Genomic DNA, 19,169 nt, shown 5'->3' with positions numbered 1-19,169 from the left:
TGCCAAAAGCGGCGTTTTGGGGCATAAGACCGGCCATAGCCGGGAAGGGACGACTGGATGGTCTCATGCCGGCGCCCGAACAATAAAGCGGTTTGATCGCACTTGCATGTGTCGTGAATCGGCTTTATGTAGATGGACGGACACGCGGCGCGTGGAGCTGGGAAACCTGCTTTACGCGCCCTTAATGCATGGGTGGAGTGATCGCGACTGATTCGCGGGCGTTCCGGTCCAGGCGACATCTCCCGGCTTCGCGGGATCATCCAGGTGGCCCGGTCGACGGGTCTCGAAAGTAGAGCGGCGCATGGCAAAGACCACCAATCCCTTTACCTTCATCCAGCAGGTAAGGTCGGAAACCCAGAAGGTGACATGGCCTTCTCGGCGCGAAACCATGATCTCGACGCTGATGGTTCTGGCATTCGCGGTGATCGCGTCCATTTTCTTTTTCGCGGCAGACCAGCTCATGGCCTTTGGGATCGAGCAGATCCTCGGCATTGCCCGATAGACCGGCGACTACGGAGTATCTGAATGACTGCGCGGTGGTACATCGTCCACGCCTACTCGAATTTCGAGAAGAAGGTCGCCGAGGATATCGAGAACAAGGCCAAGCAGAAGGGGCTTGCCGATCAGATCGAGCAGATCGTCGTCCCGACGGAAAAGGTCGTCGAGGTTCGTCGTGGCCGCAAGGTCGATGCCGAGCGCAAGTTCTTTCCGGGCTACGTGTTGGTGAGGGCCAATCTTTCGGACGCCGTGTTCAGTCTGATCAAGAATACGCCGAAGGTCACCGGCTTCCTGGGTGACTCCAAGCCGGTGCCGATCAGCGACAAGGAGGCCGAGCGCATCCTTCATCAGGTCCAGGAGGGGGTCGAACGGCCGAAGCCGTCCGTCACCTTCGAGATCGGCGAGCAGGTGCGCGTGTCCGACGGTCCGTTCGCGTCGTTCAACGGTTTCGTCCAGGAAGTGGACGAGGAGCGCTCCAGGCTCAAGGTGGAGGTTTCGATCTTCGGGCGCGCGGTGCCTGTCGATCTCGAATTCGGTCAGGTCGAGAAGGGCTGATCCGATTGTCCTCGCTGCCGGATCGGTGGCGCGGGACGGCGGCTTGCCGCCGAAACAGGTGGGAGGAAACTGGCGGCTTAGCCGGCCGTCCGTCTCCGGACCACCAGACTGCAACCGCCGGATATCCGGCACGTCGAAAAGGCAGACAAGAGTATGGCTAAGAAAATTGCAGGCCAGCTCAAGCTTCAGGTAGCCGCGGGTTCGGCGACGCCGTCGCCCCCGATCGGTCCTGCGCTTGGTCAGCGTGGCATCAACATCATGGAGTTCTGCAAGGCGTTCAACGCGCAGACCCAGGAGATGGAGAAGGGTTCGCCCATTCCCGTCGTCATCACCTACTATCAGGACAAGTCGTTCACCTTCGTCATGAAGACGCCGCCGGTGACCTTCTTCCTGAAGAAGGCGGCCAACCTGAAGTCGGGCTCGAAGGAACCGGGAAAAGCCAAGGCCGGCACGATCAGCCGCGAGAAGGTTCGCGAGATCGCCGAGGCGAAGATGAAGGACCTGAACGCGAACGACGTCGAGGCGGCGATGCGTATGGTCGAAGGTTCTGCCCGCTCGATGGGCCTGGAAGTGGTGGGCTGAGACGATGGCTAAGATTGCAAAGCGTGTTGCCAAGTCCCGCGAGGGAATCGATCGCAACAAGGCCTATAGCCTGGACGAGGCCGTGAAGATGCTCAAGGAGCGTGCCACGGCGAAGTTCGACGAGACCTTCGAGATCGCCATGAATCTCGGTGTCGACCCGCGTCACGCCGATCAGATGGTTCGCGGCGTGGTCAATCTGCCGAACGGCACGGGCCGCACCGTGCGCGTTGCCGTGTTCGCCAAGGGAGACAAGGCTGACGAGGCGCGCGCTGCCGGTGCCGACATCGTCGGGGCGGAGGATCTGGTCGAGACTGTCCAGAAGGGCACGATCGAATTCGATCGCTGCATCGCTACTCCCGATATGATGCCGCTGGTCGGCCGCCTCGGTAAGGTGCTCGGTCCGCGCGGCATGATGCCGAACCCGAAGGTCGGCACGGTGACGGCCGACGTTGCTGGCGCCGTCAAGGCGTCCAAGGGTGGCGCCGTCGAATTCCGGGTCGAGAAGGCTGGCATCGTCCATGGGGGCGTTGGCAAGGCGTCGTTCGATGCGAAGGCAATCGAAGAGAACATCCGTGCTTTCGCGGATGCCGTGACCAAGGCCAAGCCGGCCGGCGCCAAGGGCAACTACCTGAAGAAGGCGTCGCTCAGCACGACGATGGGCCCCGGCCTGAGGCTCGATCTGTCGAGCCTCACCGTGGCGTCCTGATGTGAATTATCGGGATCAAGCTCCAAGCGCTTGATCCCGAACGAATTCCGGGCCCTTGGGCCCGGATCCGGAAGTCCGAAAGGCTTCCGGAAATCCTGTCCGAGATTGCAGGCGGCTCGCCTTAATTCCTCAGGGGCCTGCATGAGACGGGTGAAGACCCGACAAAGGAGCGAAGGCTCCGATGAAAGGTTCGAACCGTGTTGACCTTTTGTCCAGCACTCCGTCCGGGCGACCGGCCGGTGTGGCGAAAGGGGGCAGGATCCTCGAGCGTCGTTCGGGTGATCCAGGATTGGATGGCCCGCCCGGCAAAAGGCAACCGATGGCCGTTTCAAGGTGAAGCGGCTGTCAACTGGAGATAGGCAGTGGACAGAGCGGAAAAACGCGAACTCGTCACGGGCCTGAACGATGCGTTCAAGAGCGCAGGTTCAGTCGTCGTGGCCCACTATGCCGGTGTCACCGTCGCGCAAATGAACGATCTTCGCACGAAGATGCGTCAGGCCGGCGGCACCGTCAAAGTCGCGAAGAACCGTCTCGCCAAAATCGCTCTTCAGGGCACGGAGTCCGAAGCCATCATCGATCTGTTCAAGGGACAGACGCTGATCGCCTACTCGGATGATCCGGTTGCGGCTCCCAAGGTCGCGTCCGACTTCGCCAAGGGGAATGACAAGCTGATCATTCTCGGCGGCGCCATGGGCGCGACGGCTCTCGATGCGGATGGGGTGAAGGCACTCGCCACGCTTCCGTCGCTCGACGAGCTCCGCGCGAAGCTGGTGGGCATGATTGCCACCCCGGCAACCCGGATCGCCCAGGTCGTCAATGCTCCCGCGGCTTCGGTCGCGCGTGTCATTGGCGCTTACGCCCGGAAGGACGAGGCGGCATGAGGCCGTTCCTCGCTGTCACCAAACACCTGTTCGAACCTTTAAAGGAAGTGAAAAATGGCTGATCTCGCCAAGATCGTTGAAGACCTGTCGCAGCTGACCGTCCTCGAGGCGGCCGAGTTGTCGAAGTTGCTGGAAGAGAAGTGGGGCGTTTCGGCTGCCGCTCCGGTGGCCGTCGCCGCTGCTGGCGGTGCCGCTGCCGCTGCCGCCCCGGTTGAGGAAAAGACCGAGTTCGACGTCATCCTCGCCGACGCCGGCGCCCAGAAGATCAACGTCATCAAGGAAGTGCGCGCCATCACCGGTCTCGGCCTCAAGGAAGCCAAGGACCTGGTCGAAGGCGCTCCGAAGCCGATCAAGGAAGCCGTTTCCAAGGCCGATGCCGACAAGTTCAAGGCTCAGCTGGAAGCTGCGGGCGCCAAGGTCGAACTGAAGTAGCGTCACGGTTCTCGGCGGACGGGCAGGTCCTGTCCGCCGATTCCCCGGGCAATCGGGGAAGCCGGGGCGGAGTCATGGGGAACCTCTTTCCTGAGGGCCGATTTTGCGGCTTTCAGGAAACGGGTTTTCAACCGTTTTGGCCTGCCGCCGGCAGGCGGCGAGCAAATTGGAAGAAGACTGCCGCGGCGGCGGTCACGAACTGCAAGGCGAGCCTGGCGAGGTGCGCCCCAAGAAAGGCAGCAAGGAGCGACGATGGCCCAGACCCAGACTTTCAACGGTCGCAGGCGCGTACGCAAGTTCTTCGGAAAAATCCCGGAGGTTGCGGAGATGCCGAACCTGATCGAGGTTCAGAAGGCATCCTATGATCAGTTCCTCATGGTCGAGGAGCCCAAGGGCGGGCGTCCCGACGAGGGCTTGCAGGCCGTTTTCAAGTCGGTGTTCCCGATCCAGGACTTTTCCGGCACGTCGATGCTGGAATTCGTCAAATATGAATTCGAGGCACCGAAATTCGATGTCGACGAGTGCCGGCAGCGCGACCTGACCTATGCCGCGCCGTTGAAGGTGACCCTGCGCCTGATCGTGTTCGATCTGGACGAGGACACCGGCGCCAAGTCGATCAAGGACATCAAGGAGCAGGACGTTTACATGGGCGACATGCCGCTCATGACGTCGAACGGCACCTTCATCGTCAACGGCACAGAGCGCGTGATCGTCTCGCAGATGCACCGTTCGCCGGGCGTCTTCTTCGACCACGACAAGGGCAAGTCGCACTCGTCGGGCAAGTTGCTGTTCGCGGCGCGCGTCATTCCCTATCGCGGCTCGTGGCTCGACATCGAATTCGACTCGAAGGATGTCGTGCATGCCCGCATCGATCGTCGCCGCAAGATTCCGGTGACGTCGCTGCTGATGGCTCTCGGCATGGATGGCGAGGAGATCCTCTCCACCTTCTACAACAAGATCGCCTACAAGCGCTCGGGTGATCATTGGCGGATTCCGTTCAACGTCGACCGCTTCCGCGGCCTCAAGGCCGTCAGCGACCTTGTCGACGCCGATACCGGAGAGGTCGTCGTCGAGGCCGGCAAGAAGATCACGGCCCGTCAGGCCAAGCAGCTTGCCGAAAAGGGCCTGAAGGCGATCAAGGCGACCGACGACGACCTCTATGGCAGCTATCTTGCCGAGGACATCGTCAACTATGCCACCGGCGAGATCTATCTCGAGGCCGGCGACGAGATCGACGAGAAGACCCTCAAGGTTCTCAATGAGGCCGGCGAGGAAGAGATCCAGATCCTCGATATCGACCACATCAATGTGGGCGGATACATCCGCAACACTTTGGCGGTCGACAAGAACGAGAGCCGTCAGGACGCGCTGTTCGACATCTACCGGGTCATGCGTCCGGGCGAGCCGCCGACGCTCGAGACAGCCGAGGCGATGTTCAACTCGCTGTTCTTCGATCCCGAGCGCTACGACCTGTCGGCCGTGGGACGCGTCAAGATGAACATGCGTCTCGAACTGGATGCCGCGGACACCGTGCGCGTGCTGCGCAAGGAAGACATCCTTGCCGTGGTCAAGACGCTCGTCGAGCTGCGCGACGGCAAGGGCGAGATCGACGACATCGACAATCTCGGCAACCGCCGCGTGCGTTCCGTCGGCGAGCTCATGGAGAACCAGTATCGCGTCGGCCTGCTACGCATGGAGCGTGCGATCAAGGAACGCATGTCCTCGATCGAGATCGACACGGTCATGCCGCAGGACCTGATCAACGCCAAGCCGGCGGCCGCCGCCGTGCGTGAGTTCTTCGGTTCCTCGCAGCTCTCGCAGTTCATGGACCAGACCAATCCGTTGTCGGAGATAACCCATAAGCGGCGCCTGTCGGCGCTTGGACCGGGCGGTCTGACCCGCGAGCGCGCCGGCTTCGAGGTGCGCGACGTGCATCCGACGCATTATGGCCGCATCTGCCCGATTGAAACGCCGGAAGGCCCGAATATCGGCCTGATCAACTCGCTCGCCACCTTTGCGCGCGTCAACAAGTACGGCTTCATCGAGAGCCCGTACCGCAAGATCGTGGACGGCAAGCTGACCAACGAGGTCGTGTATCTCTCGGCCATGGAAGAGGCCAAGCACTTCGTCGCGCAGGCCAATGCCGAGCTCGACCAGGAGGGCCGCTTCAAGGACGAGTTCGTCATCTGCCGGAACGCCGGCGAGGTGATGATGGCGCCGCGCGAAAACGTCGACTTGATGGACGTCTCGCCGAAGCAGATGGTGTCGGTAGCCGCGGCTCTGATCCCGTTCCTCGAGAACGACGACGCCAACCGCGCGCTGATGGGTTCCAACATGCAGCGTCAGGCCGTGCCACTGGTACGTGCCGAGGCGCCGTTCGTCGGCACCGGCATGGAGCCGATCGTCGCGCGTGATTCCGGCGCCGCGATCGCCGCCCGTCGCGGTGGCATCGTCGACCAGGTGGACGCGACCCGTATCGTCATCAGGGCGACGGAAGACCTCGATCCCGGCAAGTCCGGCGTCGATATCTATCGTCTGATGAAGTTCCAGCGCTCGAACCAGAATACCTGCATCAACCAGCGTCCGCTGGTGAATGTCGGCGACCGGATCGAGAAGGGCGATATCATCGCAGATGGTCCTTCGACGGATCTCGGCGACCTGGCGCTCGGCCGCAACGTGCTCGTCGCGTTCATGCCGTGGAACGGCTACAACTACGAGGACTCCATCCTTCTGTCGGAGCGCATCGTCGCCGATGACGTCTTCACCTCGATTCATATCGAGGAATTCGAAGTCATGGCGCGCGACACCAAGCTCGGGCCCGAGGAAATCACGCGCGACATTCCGAACGTATCGGAGGAGGCGCTGAAGAACCTCGACGAAGCCGGCATCGTCTACATCGGCGCCGAAGTTCAGCCCGGAGACATCCTGGTCGGCAAGATCACGCCGAAGGGCGAGAGCCCGATGACGCCGGAAGAGAAGCTTCTGCGCGCCATCTTCGGCGAGAAGGCTTCGGATGTGCGCGACACCTCCATGCGCATGCCGCCCGGGACCTTCGGCACGGTCGTCGAGGTGCGCGTCTTCAACCGTCACGGCGTGGAGAAGGACGAGCGCGCAATGGCGATCGAGCGCGAGGAGATCGAACGTCTCGCCAAGGACCGCGACGACGAGCAGGCGATCCTCGACCGCAACGTCTACAGCCGGTTGAACGACATGCTCGTCGGCAAGGACGCGATCGCAGGCCCGAAGGGCTTCAAGAAGGGCTCCAGGCTTACCAAGGAGATCCTGGACGACTATCCCCGTTCTCAGTGGTGGCAGTTCGCCGTCGAGGACGAGAAGCTCCAGGGCGAGCTGGAGGCCCTGCGCGGCCAGTACGACGACTCCAAGAAGGCGCTCGAGCAGCGCTTCATGGACAAGGTCGAGAAGGTGCAGCGTGGCGACGAGATGCCGCCCGGCGTCATGAAGATGGTCAAGGTCTTCGTGGCGGTGAAGCGCAAGATGCAGCCGGGCGACAAGATGGCCGGCCGTCACGGCAACAAGGGTGTCGTTTCGCGTATCGTTCCGATCGAGGACATGCCGTTCCTCGAGGATGGAACGCATGCCGATATCGTGCTCAATCCGCTGGGCGTGCCAAGCCGCATGAATGTCGGCCAGATCCTGGAGACGCATCTCGGCTGGGCCTGCGCGGGCATGGGCCGGAAGATCGGTGAGCTCATCGAGGCCTACAAGCAGTCCGGCAACATCAAGCCGCTGCGCTCGACGATCGAGAGCATCATCCCCGGTAACGACCGCAACGAGCCGGTCCGCGACTATGACGACGAGGGCATCCTGCGCCTCGGCGAACAGATGAAGCGGGGCGTCTCCATCGCGACCCCGGTGTTCGACGGCGCGCATGAGGTCAACATCAACGAGATGCTCGAACAGGCCGGGCTGCATACCAGCGGTCAGTCGACGCTTTATGACGGGCGCACAGGCGAGCCGTTCGATCGCAAGGTGACGATGGGCTATATCTATATGCTCAAGCTTCACCATCTGGTGGATGACAAGATCCACGCGCGTTCGATCGGACCGTACAGCCTCGTCACGCAGCAACCGCTGGGCGGCAAGGCGCAGTTCGGCGGTCAGCGTTTCGGCGAGATGGAGGTCTGGGCGCTGGAGGCCTACGGCGCGGCCTACACGCTGCAGGAGATGCTGACGGTCAAGTCGGACGACGTCGCGGGCCGCACCAAGGTCTACGAGGCGATCGTGCGCGGCGACGACACGTTCGAGGCCGGCATTCCGGAGAGCTTCAACGTTCTCGTCAAGGAAATGCGCTCGCTCGGTCTCAATGTCGAACTGGAGAATTCCAGGACGGCCGAAGAAGGTCCGGCGCGCCTGCCCGACGCGGCCGAGTGATGAAGATCGGCGCATCGCGGGTCGCCGCGATGCGCCCACGGCCCGCCCGAGGGCCGGCAGGAATGACTTGCGTGAACCTCGCCTGAGCGGCGGCGTTGGGGTGAGAGATCACGAGATGGGCGTCAATGCCCGACAATATCGAAAAGGGACTTCGGTCCCGACAAGGAGAACGGCATGAACCAAGAGGTCATGAATCTCTTCAATCCTCAGGCGCCGACGCAGGTGTTCGATTCCATCCGGATTTCGCTGGCGTCGCCCGAGAAGATTCTGTCTTGGTCGTTCGGCGAGATCAAGAAGCCGGAGACGATCAACTACCGTACCTTCAAGCCGGAGCGGGACGGCCTGTTCTGCGCGCGCATCTTCGGCCCGATCAAGGACTACGAGTGCCTGTGCGGCAAGTACAAGCGCATGAAGTACAAGGGCGTCATCTGCGAGAAGTGCGGCGTGGAAGTCACGCTCTCGCGCGTTCGGCGCGAGCGGATGGGCCATATCGAGTTGGCCGCGCCCGTCGCCCATATCTGGTTCCTGAAGTCGCTGCCCTCGCGTATCGGCACACTACTCGACATGACCTTGAAGGACATCGAGCGTGTGCTCTACTTCGAGAACTACATCGTCATCGAGCCCGGCCTGACGGATCTGAAGCAGCATCAGCTTCTGTCCGAGGAAGAGTACATGATCGCCGTCGACAATTACGGCGAGGATTCCTTCACCGCCATGATCGGCGCCGAGGCGATCCATGATCTCCTAGCCGGCATGGATCTGGAGAAGATCGCAGGCGACCTGCGTTCCGAACTTGCCTCGACCACGTCGGAACTGAAGCAGAAGAAGCTCCTGAAGCGGCTCAAGGTCGTTGAGAACTTCATGGAATCCGGCAACCGTCCGGAGTGGATGATCATGAAGATCATTCCCGTGATCCCGCCGGACCTGCGCCCGCTGGTTCCGCTGGATGGCGGCCGCTTCGCAACGTCGGACCTGAACGACCTCTATCGCCGCGTCATCAACCGTAACAACCGCCTGAAGCGGCTGATCGAACTGCGCGCGCCGGGCATCATCATCCGCAACGAAAAGCGCATGCTGCAGGAGGCCGTCGACGCGCTGTTCGACAACGGCCGCCGTGGCCGCGTCATCACCGGCGCCAACAAGCGTCCGCTGAAGTCGCTGTCGGACATGCTCAAGGGCAAGCAGGGCCGGTTCCGCCAGAACCTGCTCGGCAAGCGAGTCGACTATTCCGGTCGTTCAGTGATCGTTACCGGTCCCGAACTGAAGCTGCATCAGTGCGGCCTGCCCAAGAAGATGGCGCTCGAACTCTTCAAGCCCTTCATCTATGCCCGTCTCGACGCCAAGGGTTATTCCTCGACCGTCAAGCAGGCGAAGAAACTGGTCGAAAAGGAAAAACCGGAAGTCTGGGATATCCTCGACGAGGTCATCCGCGAGCATCCGGTGCTGCTCAACCGCGCGCCGACGCTGCACCGGCTGGGCATTCAGGCCTTCGAGCCGATCCTGATCGAAGGCAAGGCCATTCAGCTTCATCCGCTGGTCTGCACGGCCTTCAACGCCGACTTCGACGGCGACCAGATGGCCGTCCACGTGCCGCTGTCGCTCGAAGCGCAGCTCGAGGCCCGCGTGCTGATGATGTCGACCAACAACATCCTGCATCCGGCCTCCGGCGCTCCGATCATCGTGCCGTCCCAGGACATGGTTCTGGGCCTTTACTATCTCTCGATCGTCAACCAGAACGAGCCGGGAGAGGGCATGATCTTCGCCGACATGGGCGAACTCCAGCACGCGCTGGAAAGCAAGGCCGTGACACTGCACGCCCAGATCAAGGGCCGCTACAGGACGGTGGACGCCGAAGGCAGCGTCGTGTCGAAGATCTACGACACGACGCCGGGCCGCATGATCATCGGCGAGCTCCTGCCGAAGAACCCCAACGTCCCCTTCGAGATCGCCAACCAGGAGATGACCAAGAAGAACATCTCCAAGATGATCGACACGGTCTATCGCCACTGCGGCCAGAAGGAGACGGTGATCTTCTGCGACCGCATCATGGCGTTGGGCTTCAGCCACGCCTGCAGGGCCGGCATCTCCTTCGGCAAGGACGACATGCTCATCCCCGACACCAAGCACAAGCTGGTGGCCGATACCGAGGCGCTCGCGAAGGAATACGAGCAGCAGTACAATGACGGCCTGATCACCCAGGGCGAGAAGTACAACAAGGTCGTCGACGCCTGGGCCAAGTGCTCGGAGAAGGTGGCGGACGAGATGATGGGCCGCATCAAGGCGGTCGAGTTCGACGAAAACGGCCGTCAGAAGCCGATGAACTCGATCTATATGATGTCGCATTCAGGTGCGCGCGGTTCGCCGACCCAGATGCGCCAGCTCGCCGGCATGCGCGGCCTGATGGCCAAGCCTTCGGGCGAGATCATCGAGACGCCGATCATCTCGAACTTCAAGGAAGGCCTCACCGTGCTCGAGTACTTCAACTCGACACACGGCGCCCGGAAGGGCCTCGCCGACACCGCGCTGAAGACGGCCAACTCGGGCTATCTGACGCGCCGTCTCGTCGACGTTGCGCAGGACTGCATCGTGAACGCGGCCGACTGTGGCACCGAAAAGGGCCTGACCATGCAGCCGATCGTCGATGCCGGCCAGGTCGTGGCTTCGCTCGGCCAGCGCGTACTCGGCCGCACGGCGCTCGACGACATCGTACATCCGTTGACCGGTGAAGTGCTGGTCAAGGGTGGCCGTCTGATCGACGAGCGCGACATCGATGCGATCGAGAAGGCCGGCATCCAGTCCGTCCGTATCCGCTCGGCGCTGACCTGTGAGATCCGGACCGGCGTCTGCGCGGTCTGCTACGGCCGCGATCTGGCCCGTGGTACCCCGGTCAACATCGGTGAGGCTGTCGGCGTTATCGCCGCCCAGTCGATCGGTGAGCCGGGCACCCAGCTCACCATGCGTACCTTCCACATGGGCGGCACGGCGCAGGTCGTCGACCAGTCGTTCCTGGAAGCCTCGTATGAGGGCACGGTGCAGATCCGCAACCGCAATGTCGTGCGCAACTCCGACGGCCATCTCGTGGCGATGGGCCGCAACATGGCGATCCTCATCCTCGACGAGACGGGCAAGGAGCGCGCCACGCACCGCGTGACCTATGGTTCGCGCATCTATGTGGACGACGGCGACAAGGTGAAACGCGGCCAGCGTATCGCCGAGTGGGATCCTTACACCCGCCCGATCCTCACCGAAATCGAGGGTCAGGCAGCGTTCGAGGATCTGGTCGACGGTATCTCGGTTCAGGAAACGGCCGACGAGTCGACCGGCATCACCAAGCGCGAGGTCATCGACTGGCGCTCGACGCCGCGCGGTTCGGATCTCAAGCCGGCGATCACGGTGCTGGACGCCAAGGGCAAGGTCGGCAAGCTGTCGAAGGGCGGCGACGCCCGGTTCCTGCTCTCGGTCGAGGCCATCCTTTCGGTCGAGCCCGGTGCTCATGTGAAGCCGGGCGACGTGCTGGCCCGTATCCCGATGGAAAGCGCGAAGACGAAGGACATCACCGGCGGCCTGCCGCGTGTTGCCGAACTCTTCGAGGCACGCCGTCCGAAGGATCATGCCATCATCGCCGAGATCGACGGTACGATCCGCTTTGGCCGCGACTACAAGAACAAGCGCCGTATCATCATCGAGCCGCATGACTCGACGCTGGAGCCGGTCGAATACCTCATCCCGAAGGGCAAGCCGTTCCATCTGCAGGACGGCGACGCCATCGAGAAGGGCGACTACATCCTCGACGGAAATCCGGCGCCGCACGACATCCTGGCGATCAAGGGCGTGGAAGCACTGGCTTCCTACCTCGTCAACGAGATCCAGGAGGTCTACCGGTTGCAAGGCGTGTTGATCAACGACAAGCACATCGAGGTGATCGTTCGCCAGATGCTGCAGAAGGTCGAGATCACGGAGCAGGGCGATTCGACCTACATCCCGGGCGATCATGTCGACGTGATCGAACTGGACGAGGTCAACGACCGCCTGGTCGAGGACGGCAAGAAGCCGGCCGCCGGCCAGCCGGTGCTGCTCGGCATCACCAAGGCCTCGCTGCAGACGCCGTCCTTCATCTCGGCCGCCTCGTTCCAGGAGACGACCCGGGTGCTCACCGAAGCGGCAGTCGCCGGCAAGACCGACATGCTGCAGGGCCTGAAGGAAAACGTCATCGTCGGCCGACTGATTCCGGCCGGCACCGGTGGCACGATGGCTCAGATCCGGCGCATCGCGACCTCGCGCGACGAACTCATCCTCGACGAACGCCGCAAGGCATCCGGCGTCGAGATGGTCGATCCGATGCTTGCAGACATGTCGACCGCCGCACAGTAACGGCGGACGCCAGGAAAATTCCGAAGCCGCCGGGGCAACCCGGCGGCTTTCTTGTTAGGGCCGGCTTGCGGCATACCGAAGCAATCGCTTCATTGTCGGTCAAAAGGGGGCTGGCCGGGGTATGCTCGCCATGGGTGTGAAGGGGGCGGCTGGCTACCGCGTTTGACAGACTATTCTCACTGCGAAATAGTCTTGTCTCGGGGGGCATGGTTTGCCTGCGTTGGAGGATACCGACATGCCGGAAGCTGCCCCTACCAATTCCTCCGAAGCGACGGCGAAAGCCGAGCCCAGCCTGCACAGGGTCATAGGTCCCTGGCTTCTGCTGCTCTTCATCGTCGGCGACATACTAGGCACGGGCATCTATGCGCTCACCGGGCAGGTCGCGAAGCAAGTGGGCGGCGTGGTCTGGCTCCCGTTCCTCGTGGCTTTCGTGGTCGCGCTCATCACGGCTTTCAGCTATCTGGAACTGGTCACGAAATATCCCCGCGCGGCAGGGGCAGCCCTTTACGCCCACAAGGCATTCGGCATCCATTTCGTGACGTTCATCGTGGCTTTTGCCGTGATGTGCTCGGGCATAACGTCCGCGTCGACGGCGTCGCGCGCCTTCGCGGCAAACATGTCGAGCGCCTTCAATCTTGGACTTTCCGGCACCTTCGGCATCACGCTCATAGGTTTGGCGTTTATGGCGATCGTGGCCGCCATCAACTTACGCGGCGTGGGTGAAAGCGTGAAGACCAATGTGGTGCTCACCTGTGTCGAGCTGACCGGTCTTCTGATCATCATCTTCATCGGCCTCTCGGCAATCTTCGGCGGTCAGGGCGACGTGTCGCGTGTCATGCAATTCTCCGCATCCGCCGACAGTGGCGCGTTCTGGTCGGTGATCGCTGCGACGACACTTGCCTTTTTCGCGATGGTCGGCTTCGAGGATGCCGTCAACATGGCGGAGGAGAGCAAGGAGCCCACGCGTATCTTCCCAAAGGTCCTGCTGGCGGGGCTGCTGTTCACCGCCGTGATCTATGTCCTCGTCTCCATCTCGGCGATCACGCTTGTCCCGCCCGCCGAGCTGGCGGAGGGGGAGACGCCCTTGCTCAAGGTCGTGGAGGCGGGCGCGCCAAACTTCCCGGTCGCGATCTTCGGCTTCATCACCATGTTCGCCGTGGCCAATACCGCGCTGATCAACATGCTGATGGCCAGCCGGCTCGTGTATGGCATGAGCCGGGAACACGTGCTCCCGGCAGTGCTGGGGAAAGTTCACCCTTCGCGCCGGACACCCTACATCGCTATCGGCTTCACGAGCCTGCTGGCATTTGCCCTGATCACCTTTGTCGGCGAGGTCCCCGCCCTGGGTGGCACGACCGCGTTGCTGCTGCTCTGCGTCTTCACCATAGTCAACGTGGCCGTGCTCGTGCTGCGCAAGGATACTGTGGCCCACAGTCACTTCAGGGCGCCGACGATCCTTCCGCTGGTAGGCGCGGTTTGCTGCGCCTTCCTCGCCGGGCCGTGGACGGGCCGGGATCCTGTGCAGTACAAGATCGCCGGCGTTCTCATCGGGATCGGCATCGTGTTGTGGTTCGTCACCGTCCTTATCAATCGGGCGACGGGCGTGCGGCCGTCGGAACCCGAGATGGCAGAAATCGGCGGATCCGGACCTATAAACTGATCAGTCGGGAGCGTTGAAGGTGACGATCGAGACCTCGCCCTCGATTGCGCCCTGGTAGGCGGAGAGGTGGGGCTCGTCGTCGGGCACGCCGTCAAGGTCGCCGATCTGGTCGAACTCGGCTTCAGCGTAACCTTCCCGCGATAGGGCATCCAGCGCCATGCGAACGGCGGAATCATCGTCCGGGGCGACGAGTAGCACATGCACCCCCTCCGGCTTGCCGCCTTTCCGCCTCCAGACGCGACCCGTGATGATTGTGACGGGGCGGTTTTCGTTGTCGTTCATGCCGGAGATACTCATGATTCTTGTCCTTCTCGAGCTGCTTAGAAGATTCGAAACGATTTGTGGCGATTCTGTCAGGACGACGTGCCGGCAACAGCCTCTCGCGAGACATATTCTGTTGCCCTTCGCGCGAAATAGCGAAAGAAAATTTCCTGCACCTTCATCGAAGCCGGCCCGTCGGTTTTTCCGCGCTATATTTGGCGCTGCGGGGTTGACGGAATGGGGCGTTGCGAGTATGACCCGCCGCATCTGAGCCGATGTGAGGCTTGCCTTTCCGGGGCGTCGCGCGCTGGAGTTGGCCTCAAACAGGGTTCGTTTTACGAGCGAAAGACATTTCCGGCGCGCAAGAAGCGGCTTCCGCTTCCTCTGCTTTTTGTTCGGGCAAGACCGCGAGAGAGCGGTTTCGGCCCGAATTTGCGTATGGAAAACAGCTTGAGACGGCCCCAACAAGGGCGTGCGACACGAGATTGAGAGACAAGAGGAAGGTTTAATGCCTACCGTAAACCAGCTGATCCGCAAGCCGCGCATAGCGCCGGTGAAGCGCAACAAGGTTCCGGCCATGCAGGCCAACCCGCAGAAGCGGGGCGTTTGCACGCGCGTCTACACGACGACGCCGAAGAAGCCGAACTCCGCGCTTCGCAAGGTGGCGAAGATCCGCCTCACCAATGGCTTCGAAGTGATCGGCTACATTCCCGGCGAAGGCCATAACCTTCAGGAGCACTCCGTTGTCATGATCCGCGGCGGTCGTGTGAAGGATCTTCCTGGTGTGCGCTATCACATCATCCGTGGCGTGCTCGACACCCAGGGAGTGAAGAACCGCAAGCAGCGCCGTTCGAAGTACGGTGCCAAGCGTCCGAAGTAAGGGTTCCCCGGCTTTGGCGCTTTTTTGTGCTGCGCCAGGCCGTCGATAGCGAGAGACGAGAAACATGTCCCGACGTCACAGTGCAGAGAAGCGCGAGATCAATCCGGATCCGAAGTTCGGTGATCTGGTTGTCACCAAGTTCATGAATGCCGTCATGTATGACGGCAAGAAGTCGATCGCCGAGTCGATCGTCTATGGCGCGCTGGATCAGGTTCAGGCGAAGACCAAGCAGGAGCCGGTGGCTGTTTTCCATCAGGCGCTCGACAATGTCGCGCCGCATGTGGAAGTCCGCTCGCGTCGTGTCGGCGGCGCCACCTACCAGGTTCCGGTCGATGTTCGTCCTGAGCGTCGTCAGGCCCTGGCGATCCGGTGGCTGATCACGGCTGCGCGCAACCGCAACGAAACCACGATGATCGACCGGCTTTCCGGCGAGCTTCTGGATGCCGCCAACAACCGCGGCACCGCCGTAAAGAAGCGCGAAGACACTCATAAGATGGCGGAAGCCAACCGCGCATTCGCGCACTATCGCTGGTAGTCAGCGCGAGCAGCAGAAAGCGAAAGGCACCTCCCATGGCCCGCGAATATAAGATCGAAGACTACCGTAATTTCGGCATCATGGCTCACATCGATGCCGGCAAGACGACGACGACCGAGCGTATCCTCTATTACACGGGCAAGAGCCACAAGATGGGTGAGACGCACGATGGCGCCTCGACCATGGACTGGATGGAGCAGGAGCAAGAACGCGGGATTACGATTACGTCTGCCGCTACGACGACGTTCTGGCAGGGGCGTGACGGAAAGCGGCGTCGCTTCAACATCATCGATACTCCCGGCCACGTCGACTTCACCATCGAAGTCGAGCGTTCTTTGCGCGTGCTGGATGGTGCTATCGCGCTGCTCGATTCAAATGCAGGCGTCGAGCCGCAGACGGAGACCGTCTGGCGTCAGGCTGAGAAGTATCATGTTCCGCGCATGGTCTTCTGCAACAAGATGGACAAGATCGGCGCCGACTTCTACCGCTGTCTCGAGATGATCAAGTCGCGACTCGGTGCGATTCCGGTCGCCATGCAGTTGCCGATCGGTGCTGAGAGCGATTTCAAGGGCGTTGTCGATCTTATCGAGATGAAGGCCCTTATCTGGCGCGACGAGTCGCTCGGCGCGCAATGGGACGTCGTCGAAATTCCGGCGGACCTGAAGGCGAAAGCGGAAGAGTATCGCGAGAAGCTCATCGAGACGGCTGTCGAGATGGACGAAGCCGCCATGGAAGCCTATCTCGAAGGCAACCTGCCGGACAACGACAAGATACGCGAACTGATCCGCAAGGGCACGATCGAGGTGAAGTTCCACCCGGTCTATTGCGGCACTGCGTTCAAGAACAAGGGCGTGCAGCCGCTTCTTGACGCCGTCGTGGACTTCCTGCCATCGCCCGTCGAAGTTCCGGCGATCAAGGGCATCGATCCCAAGACGGAAGCCGAGGTCGAGCGTCACTCGTCTGACGACGAGCCGCTGTCGATGCTGGCCTTCAAGATCATGAACGATCCGTTCGTCGGTTCGCTTACTTTCTGCCGCATCTATTCCGGCAAGCTCGCCAAGGGTGTTGCGCTCGAGAACACGGTGAAGGGCAAGAAAGAGCGCATCGGCCGCATGCTGCAGATGCACTCGAACTCGCGTGCCGACATCGAAGAGGCTTTCGCGGGCGACATCGTCGCGCTGGCCGGCCTCAAGGAGACGACCACCGGCGACACGCTCTGCGATCCGGCGAAGCCCGTCATCCTCGAGCGCATGGAATTCCCGGAGCCGGTCATCCAGATCGCCATCGAGCCGAAGACCAAGGGCGACCAGGAAAAGATGGGCCTCGCGCTCAACCGCTTGGCGGCCGAGGATCCGTCCTTCCGCGTCAAGTCGGATGAGGAAACCGGTCAGACCATCATCGCCGGCATGGGCGAACTGCACCTCGACATTATCGTCGACCGCATGAAGCGTGAGTTCAAGGTCGAGGCGAATGTGGGCGCGCCGCAGGTCGCGTATCGTGAGACGATCACGCGCACCCACGAGCAGGACTACACGCACAAGAAGCAGACGGGTGGCACGGGTCAGTTCGCCCGCGTCAAGATCGTTTTCGAGCCGAACCCCGAGGGCGAGGATTTCATTTTCGAATCCAAGATCGTCGGTGGTGCCGTCCCGAAGGAATACATTCCCGGTGTCGAAAAGGGGCTGCGCAGCGTTCTGTCGTCCGGTCCGTTCGCCGGCTTCCCGATGATTGGCGTGAAGGCGACGCTTGTCGACGGTGCCTACCACGACGTGGACTCCTCCGTGCTGGCCTTCGAAATCGCTGCCCGCGCCTGTATCCGCGAAGCCGCTCCGAAGCTTGGCGTGCAGTTGCTCGAGCCGATCATGAAGGTCGAGGTCGTCACGCCTGAGGATTATGTCGGCAACGTCATCGGCGACCTGAACAGCCGTCGCGGCCAGATCCAGGGCCAGGAAGCCCGCGGCGTCGCCGTCGTGGTCAACGCCATGGTCCCGCTGGCCAACATGTTCAAGTACGTGGATAGCCTCCGCTCGATGTCGCAGGGTCGCGCCCAGTACACGATGCAGTTCGACCACTACGAGCCGGTTCCGACCGCGGTCGCTCAGGAAGTCCAGAAGAAATACGCGTAAGCTGCTGTTTACGCTGTAACATTAATTAACGCCCCAACGGGCTGACAGGAATGGAGACCTCACATGGCCAAAGGTAAATTCGAGCGTACGAAGCCTCATGTGAACATCGGGACGATCGGTCACGTCGACCACGGGAAGACGTCGCTGACGGCGGCGATCACGAAGTTCTTCGGCGAGTTCAAGCCGTATGACCAGATTGACGCGGCGCCGGAAGAGAAGGCGCGTGGCATCACGATTTCGACGGCGCATGTCGAATACGAGACGCCGAACCGTCACTATGCGCATGTCGACTGCCCCGGCCACGCCGACTATGTGAAGAACATGATCACGGGAGCGGCGCAGATGGACGGCGCGATCCTGGTGGTTTCGGCGGCCGACGGTCCGATGCCGCAGACGCGCGAGCACATTCTTCTGGCGCGCCAGGTTGGTGTTCCCTCGATCGTGGTGTTCCTGAACAAGGTCGACCAGGTCGACGACGCCGAGCTTCTCGAGCTTGTCGAGCTCGAGGTGCGCGAGCTTCTGTCGAAGAACGAGTTCCCGGGCGACGACATTCCGATCGTCAAGGGCTCGGCGCTTGCCGCGCTGGAAGACTCCAACAAGGAGATCGGCGAGGACGCGATCCGCAAGCTGATGGAAGAGGTCGACCGCTACATCCCGACGCCGGAGCGTCCGGTCAACCAGCCGTTCCTGATGCCGATCGAGGACGTGTTCTCGATCTCGGGCCGCGGCACGGTGGTGACGGGCCGCGTCGAGCGTGGCATCGTCAAGGTCGGCGAGACGGTTGAGATCGTCGGCATCCGTCCGACGACGTCGACGACGGTGACGGGCGTGGAGATGTTCCGCAAGCTGCTCGACCAGGGCCAGGCGGGCGACAACATCGGCGCGCTGCTGCGCGGCATCGACCGCGAGGGCGTCGAGCGCGGCCAGGTGCTGTGCAAGCCCGGCTCGGTGACGCCGCACACCAAGTTCAAGGCCGAGGCCTACATCCTGACCAAGGACGAGGGCGGCCGTCACACGCCGTTCTTCACCAACTACCGTCCGCAGTTCTACTTCCGCACGACGGACGTGACCGGCGTGGTCAAGCTGCCGGAAGGCACCGAGATGGTGATGCCGGGCGACAACATCACCGTCGATGTCGAGCTGATCGTGCCGATCGCCATGGAGGAGAAGCTCCGCTTCGCCATCCGCGAAGGCGGTCGCACCGTCGGCGCAGGCATCGTCGTCAGCATCACGGAATAATCGAAGAAACGATCTGACGCGGGCGCGGCAAGGCCCGCGCCGCGGCAGAAC

14 protein-coding genes are annotated in these 19,169 nt (G+C 62.0%); 13 read left to right on the top strand and 1 reads right to left on the bottom strand.

Annotated elements, in window-relative coordinates; all coding sequences use genetic code 11:
• Positions 1-301: 301 nt before the first annotated feature.
• The 9 genes from secE (at position 302) to ACCO56_RS13695 (ending at position 14,077) form a co-directional block, all read left to right on the top strand.
• On the top strand, positions 302-502 hold the full coding sequence (secE, locus tag ACCO56_RS13735) for a preprotein translocase subunit SecE (RefSeq protein WP_433641313.1): 201 nt from the start codon (positions 302-304) through the stop codon (positions 500-502).
• Between the two features lie 23 nt (positions 503-525).
• On the top strand, positions 526-1,053 hold the full coding sequence (gene nusG, locus ACCO56_RS13730) for a transcription termination/antitermination protein NusG (RefSeq protein ID WP_433641312.1): 528 nt from the start codon (positions 526-528) through the stop codon (positions 1,051-1,053).
• A gap of 153 nt (positions 1,054-1,206) precedes the next feature.
• The gene (gene rplK, locus ACCO56_RS13725; protein WP_433641311.1) at positions 1,207-1,635 is read left to right on the top strand and encodes a 50S ribosomal protein L11; all 429 of its coding nucleotides are present in this window, start codon (positions 1,207-1,209) and stop codon (positions 1,633-1,635) included.
• 4 nt (positions 1,636-1,639) lie between these two features.
• Positions 1,640-2,341 (top strand): 50S ribosomal protein L1, encoded by a 702-nt coding sequence (rplA, locus tag ACCO56_RS13720; RefSeq protein ID WP_433641310.1) that lies wholly within the window; start codon positions 1,640-1,642, stop codon positions 2,339-2,341.
• Positions 2,342-2,703: 362 nt separating this feature from the next.
• Positions 2,704-3,222, top strand: a complete 519-nt coding sequence (rplJ, locus tag ACCO56_RS13715) for a 50S ribosomal protein L10 (protein ID WP_433641309.1) — start codon at positions 2,704-2,706, stop codon at positions 3,220-3,222.
• Positions 3,223-3,276: 54 nt separating this feature from the next.
• The gene (rplL, locus tag ACCO56_RS13710; protein WP_433641308.1) at positions 3,277-3,654 is read left to right on the top strand and encodes a 50S ribosomal protein L7/L12; all 378 of its coding nucleotides are present in this window, start codon (positions 3,277-3,279) and stop codon (positions 3,652-3,654) included.
• Positions 3,655-3,906: 252 nt separating this feature from the next.
• Complete coding sequence (rpoB, locus tag ACCO56_RS13705; RefSeq protein ID WP_433641307.1) at positions 3,907-8,046, top strand: DNA-directed RNA polymerase subunit beta; 4,140 nt, start codon at positions 3,907-3,909, stop codon at positions 8,044-8,046.
• A gap of 174 nt (positions 8,047-8,220) precedes the next feature.
• Positions 8,221-12,417: a DNA-directed RNA polymerase subunit beta' gene (gene rpoC, locus ACCO56_RS13700; protein ID WP_433641306.1), complete on the top strand. Its 4,197-nt coding sequence runs from the start codon at positions 8,221-8,223 to the stop codon at positions 12,415-12,417.
• Between the two features lie 235 nt (positions 12,418-12,652).
• Complete coding sequence (locus ACCO56_RS13695) at positions 12,653-14,077, top strand: APC family permease (protein ID WP_433641305.1); 1,425 nt, start codon at positions 12,653-12,655, stop codon at positions 14,075-14,077.
• On the opposite strand, the gene ACCO56_RS13690 is transcribed toward ACCO56_RS13695, so the two are convergent.
• Positions 14,078-14,359 (bottom strand): transcriptional regulator, encoded by a 282-nt coding sequence (locus ACCO56_RS13690; RefSeq protein WP_433641518.1) that lies wholly within the window; start codon positions 14,357-14,359, stop codon positions 14,078-14,080.
• 487 nt (positions 14,360-14,846) lie between these two features.
• Here ACCO56_RS13690 and rpsL point away from each other — a divergent pair, with 487 nt between their 5' ends.
• The 4 genes from rpsL to tuf all read left to right on the top strand — a co-directional run bounded on the left by rpsL (position 14,847) and on the right by tuf (position 19,118).
• Positions 14,847-15,218 (top strand): 30S ribosomal protein S12, encoded by a 372-nt coding sequence (rpsL, locus tag ACCO56_RS13685; RefSeq protein WP_008837709.1) that lies wholly within the window; start codon positions 14,847-14,849, stop codon positions 15,216-15,218.
• 64 nt (positions 15,219-15,282) lie between these two features.
• Positions 15,283-15,753 (top strand): 30S ribosomal protein S7, encoded by a 471-nt coding sequence (gene rpsG, locus ACCO56_RS13680; RefSeq protein ID WP_433641304.1) that lies wholly within the window; start codon positions 15,283-15,285, stop codon positions 15,751-15,753.
• A 35-nt stretch (positions 15,754-15,788) separates the two neighbouring features.
• Positions 15,789-17,879, top strand: coding sequence for an elongation factor G (fusA, locus tag ACCO56_RS13675; RefSeq protein WP_433641303.1), 2,091 nt, complete (start codon positions 15,789-15,791; stop codon positions 17,877-17,879).
• A gap of 63 nt (positions 17,880-17,942) precedes the next feature.
• On the top strand, positions 17,943-19,118 hold the full coding sequence (gene tuf, locus ACCO56_RS13670) for an elongation factor Tu (protein WP_433641302.1): 1,176 nt from the start codon (positions 17,943-17,945) through the stop codon (positions 19,116-19,118).
• The last annotated feature ends 51 nt before the right edge of the window (positions 19,119-19,169 follow it).

It is taken from the genome of Mesorhizobium sp. 1B3, assembly GCF_050958605.1.
GTDB lineage: Bacteria > Pseudomonadota > Alphaproteobacteria > Rhizobiales > Rhizobiaceae.
This window is presented reverse-complemented; position numbering and strand designations above follow the sequence as displayed.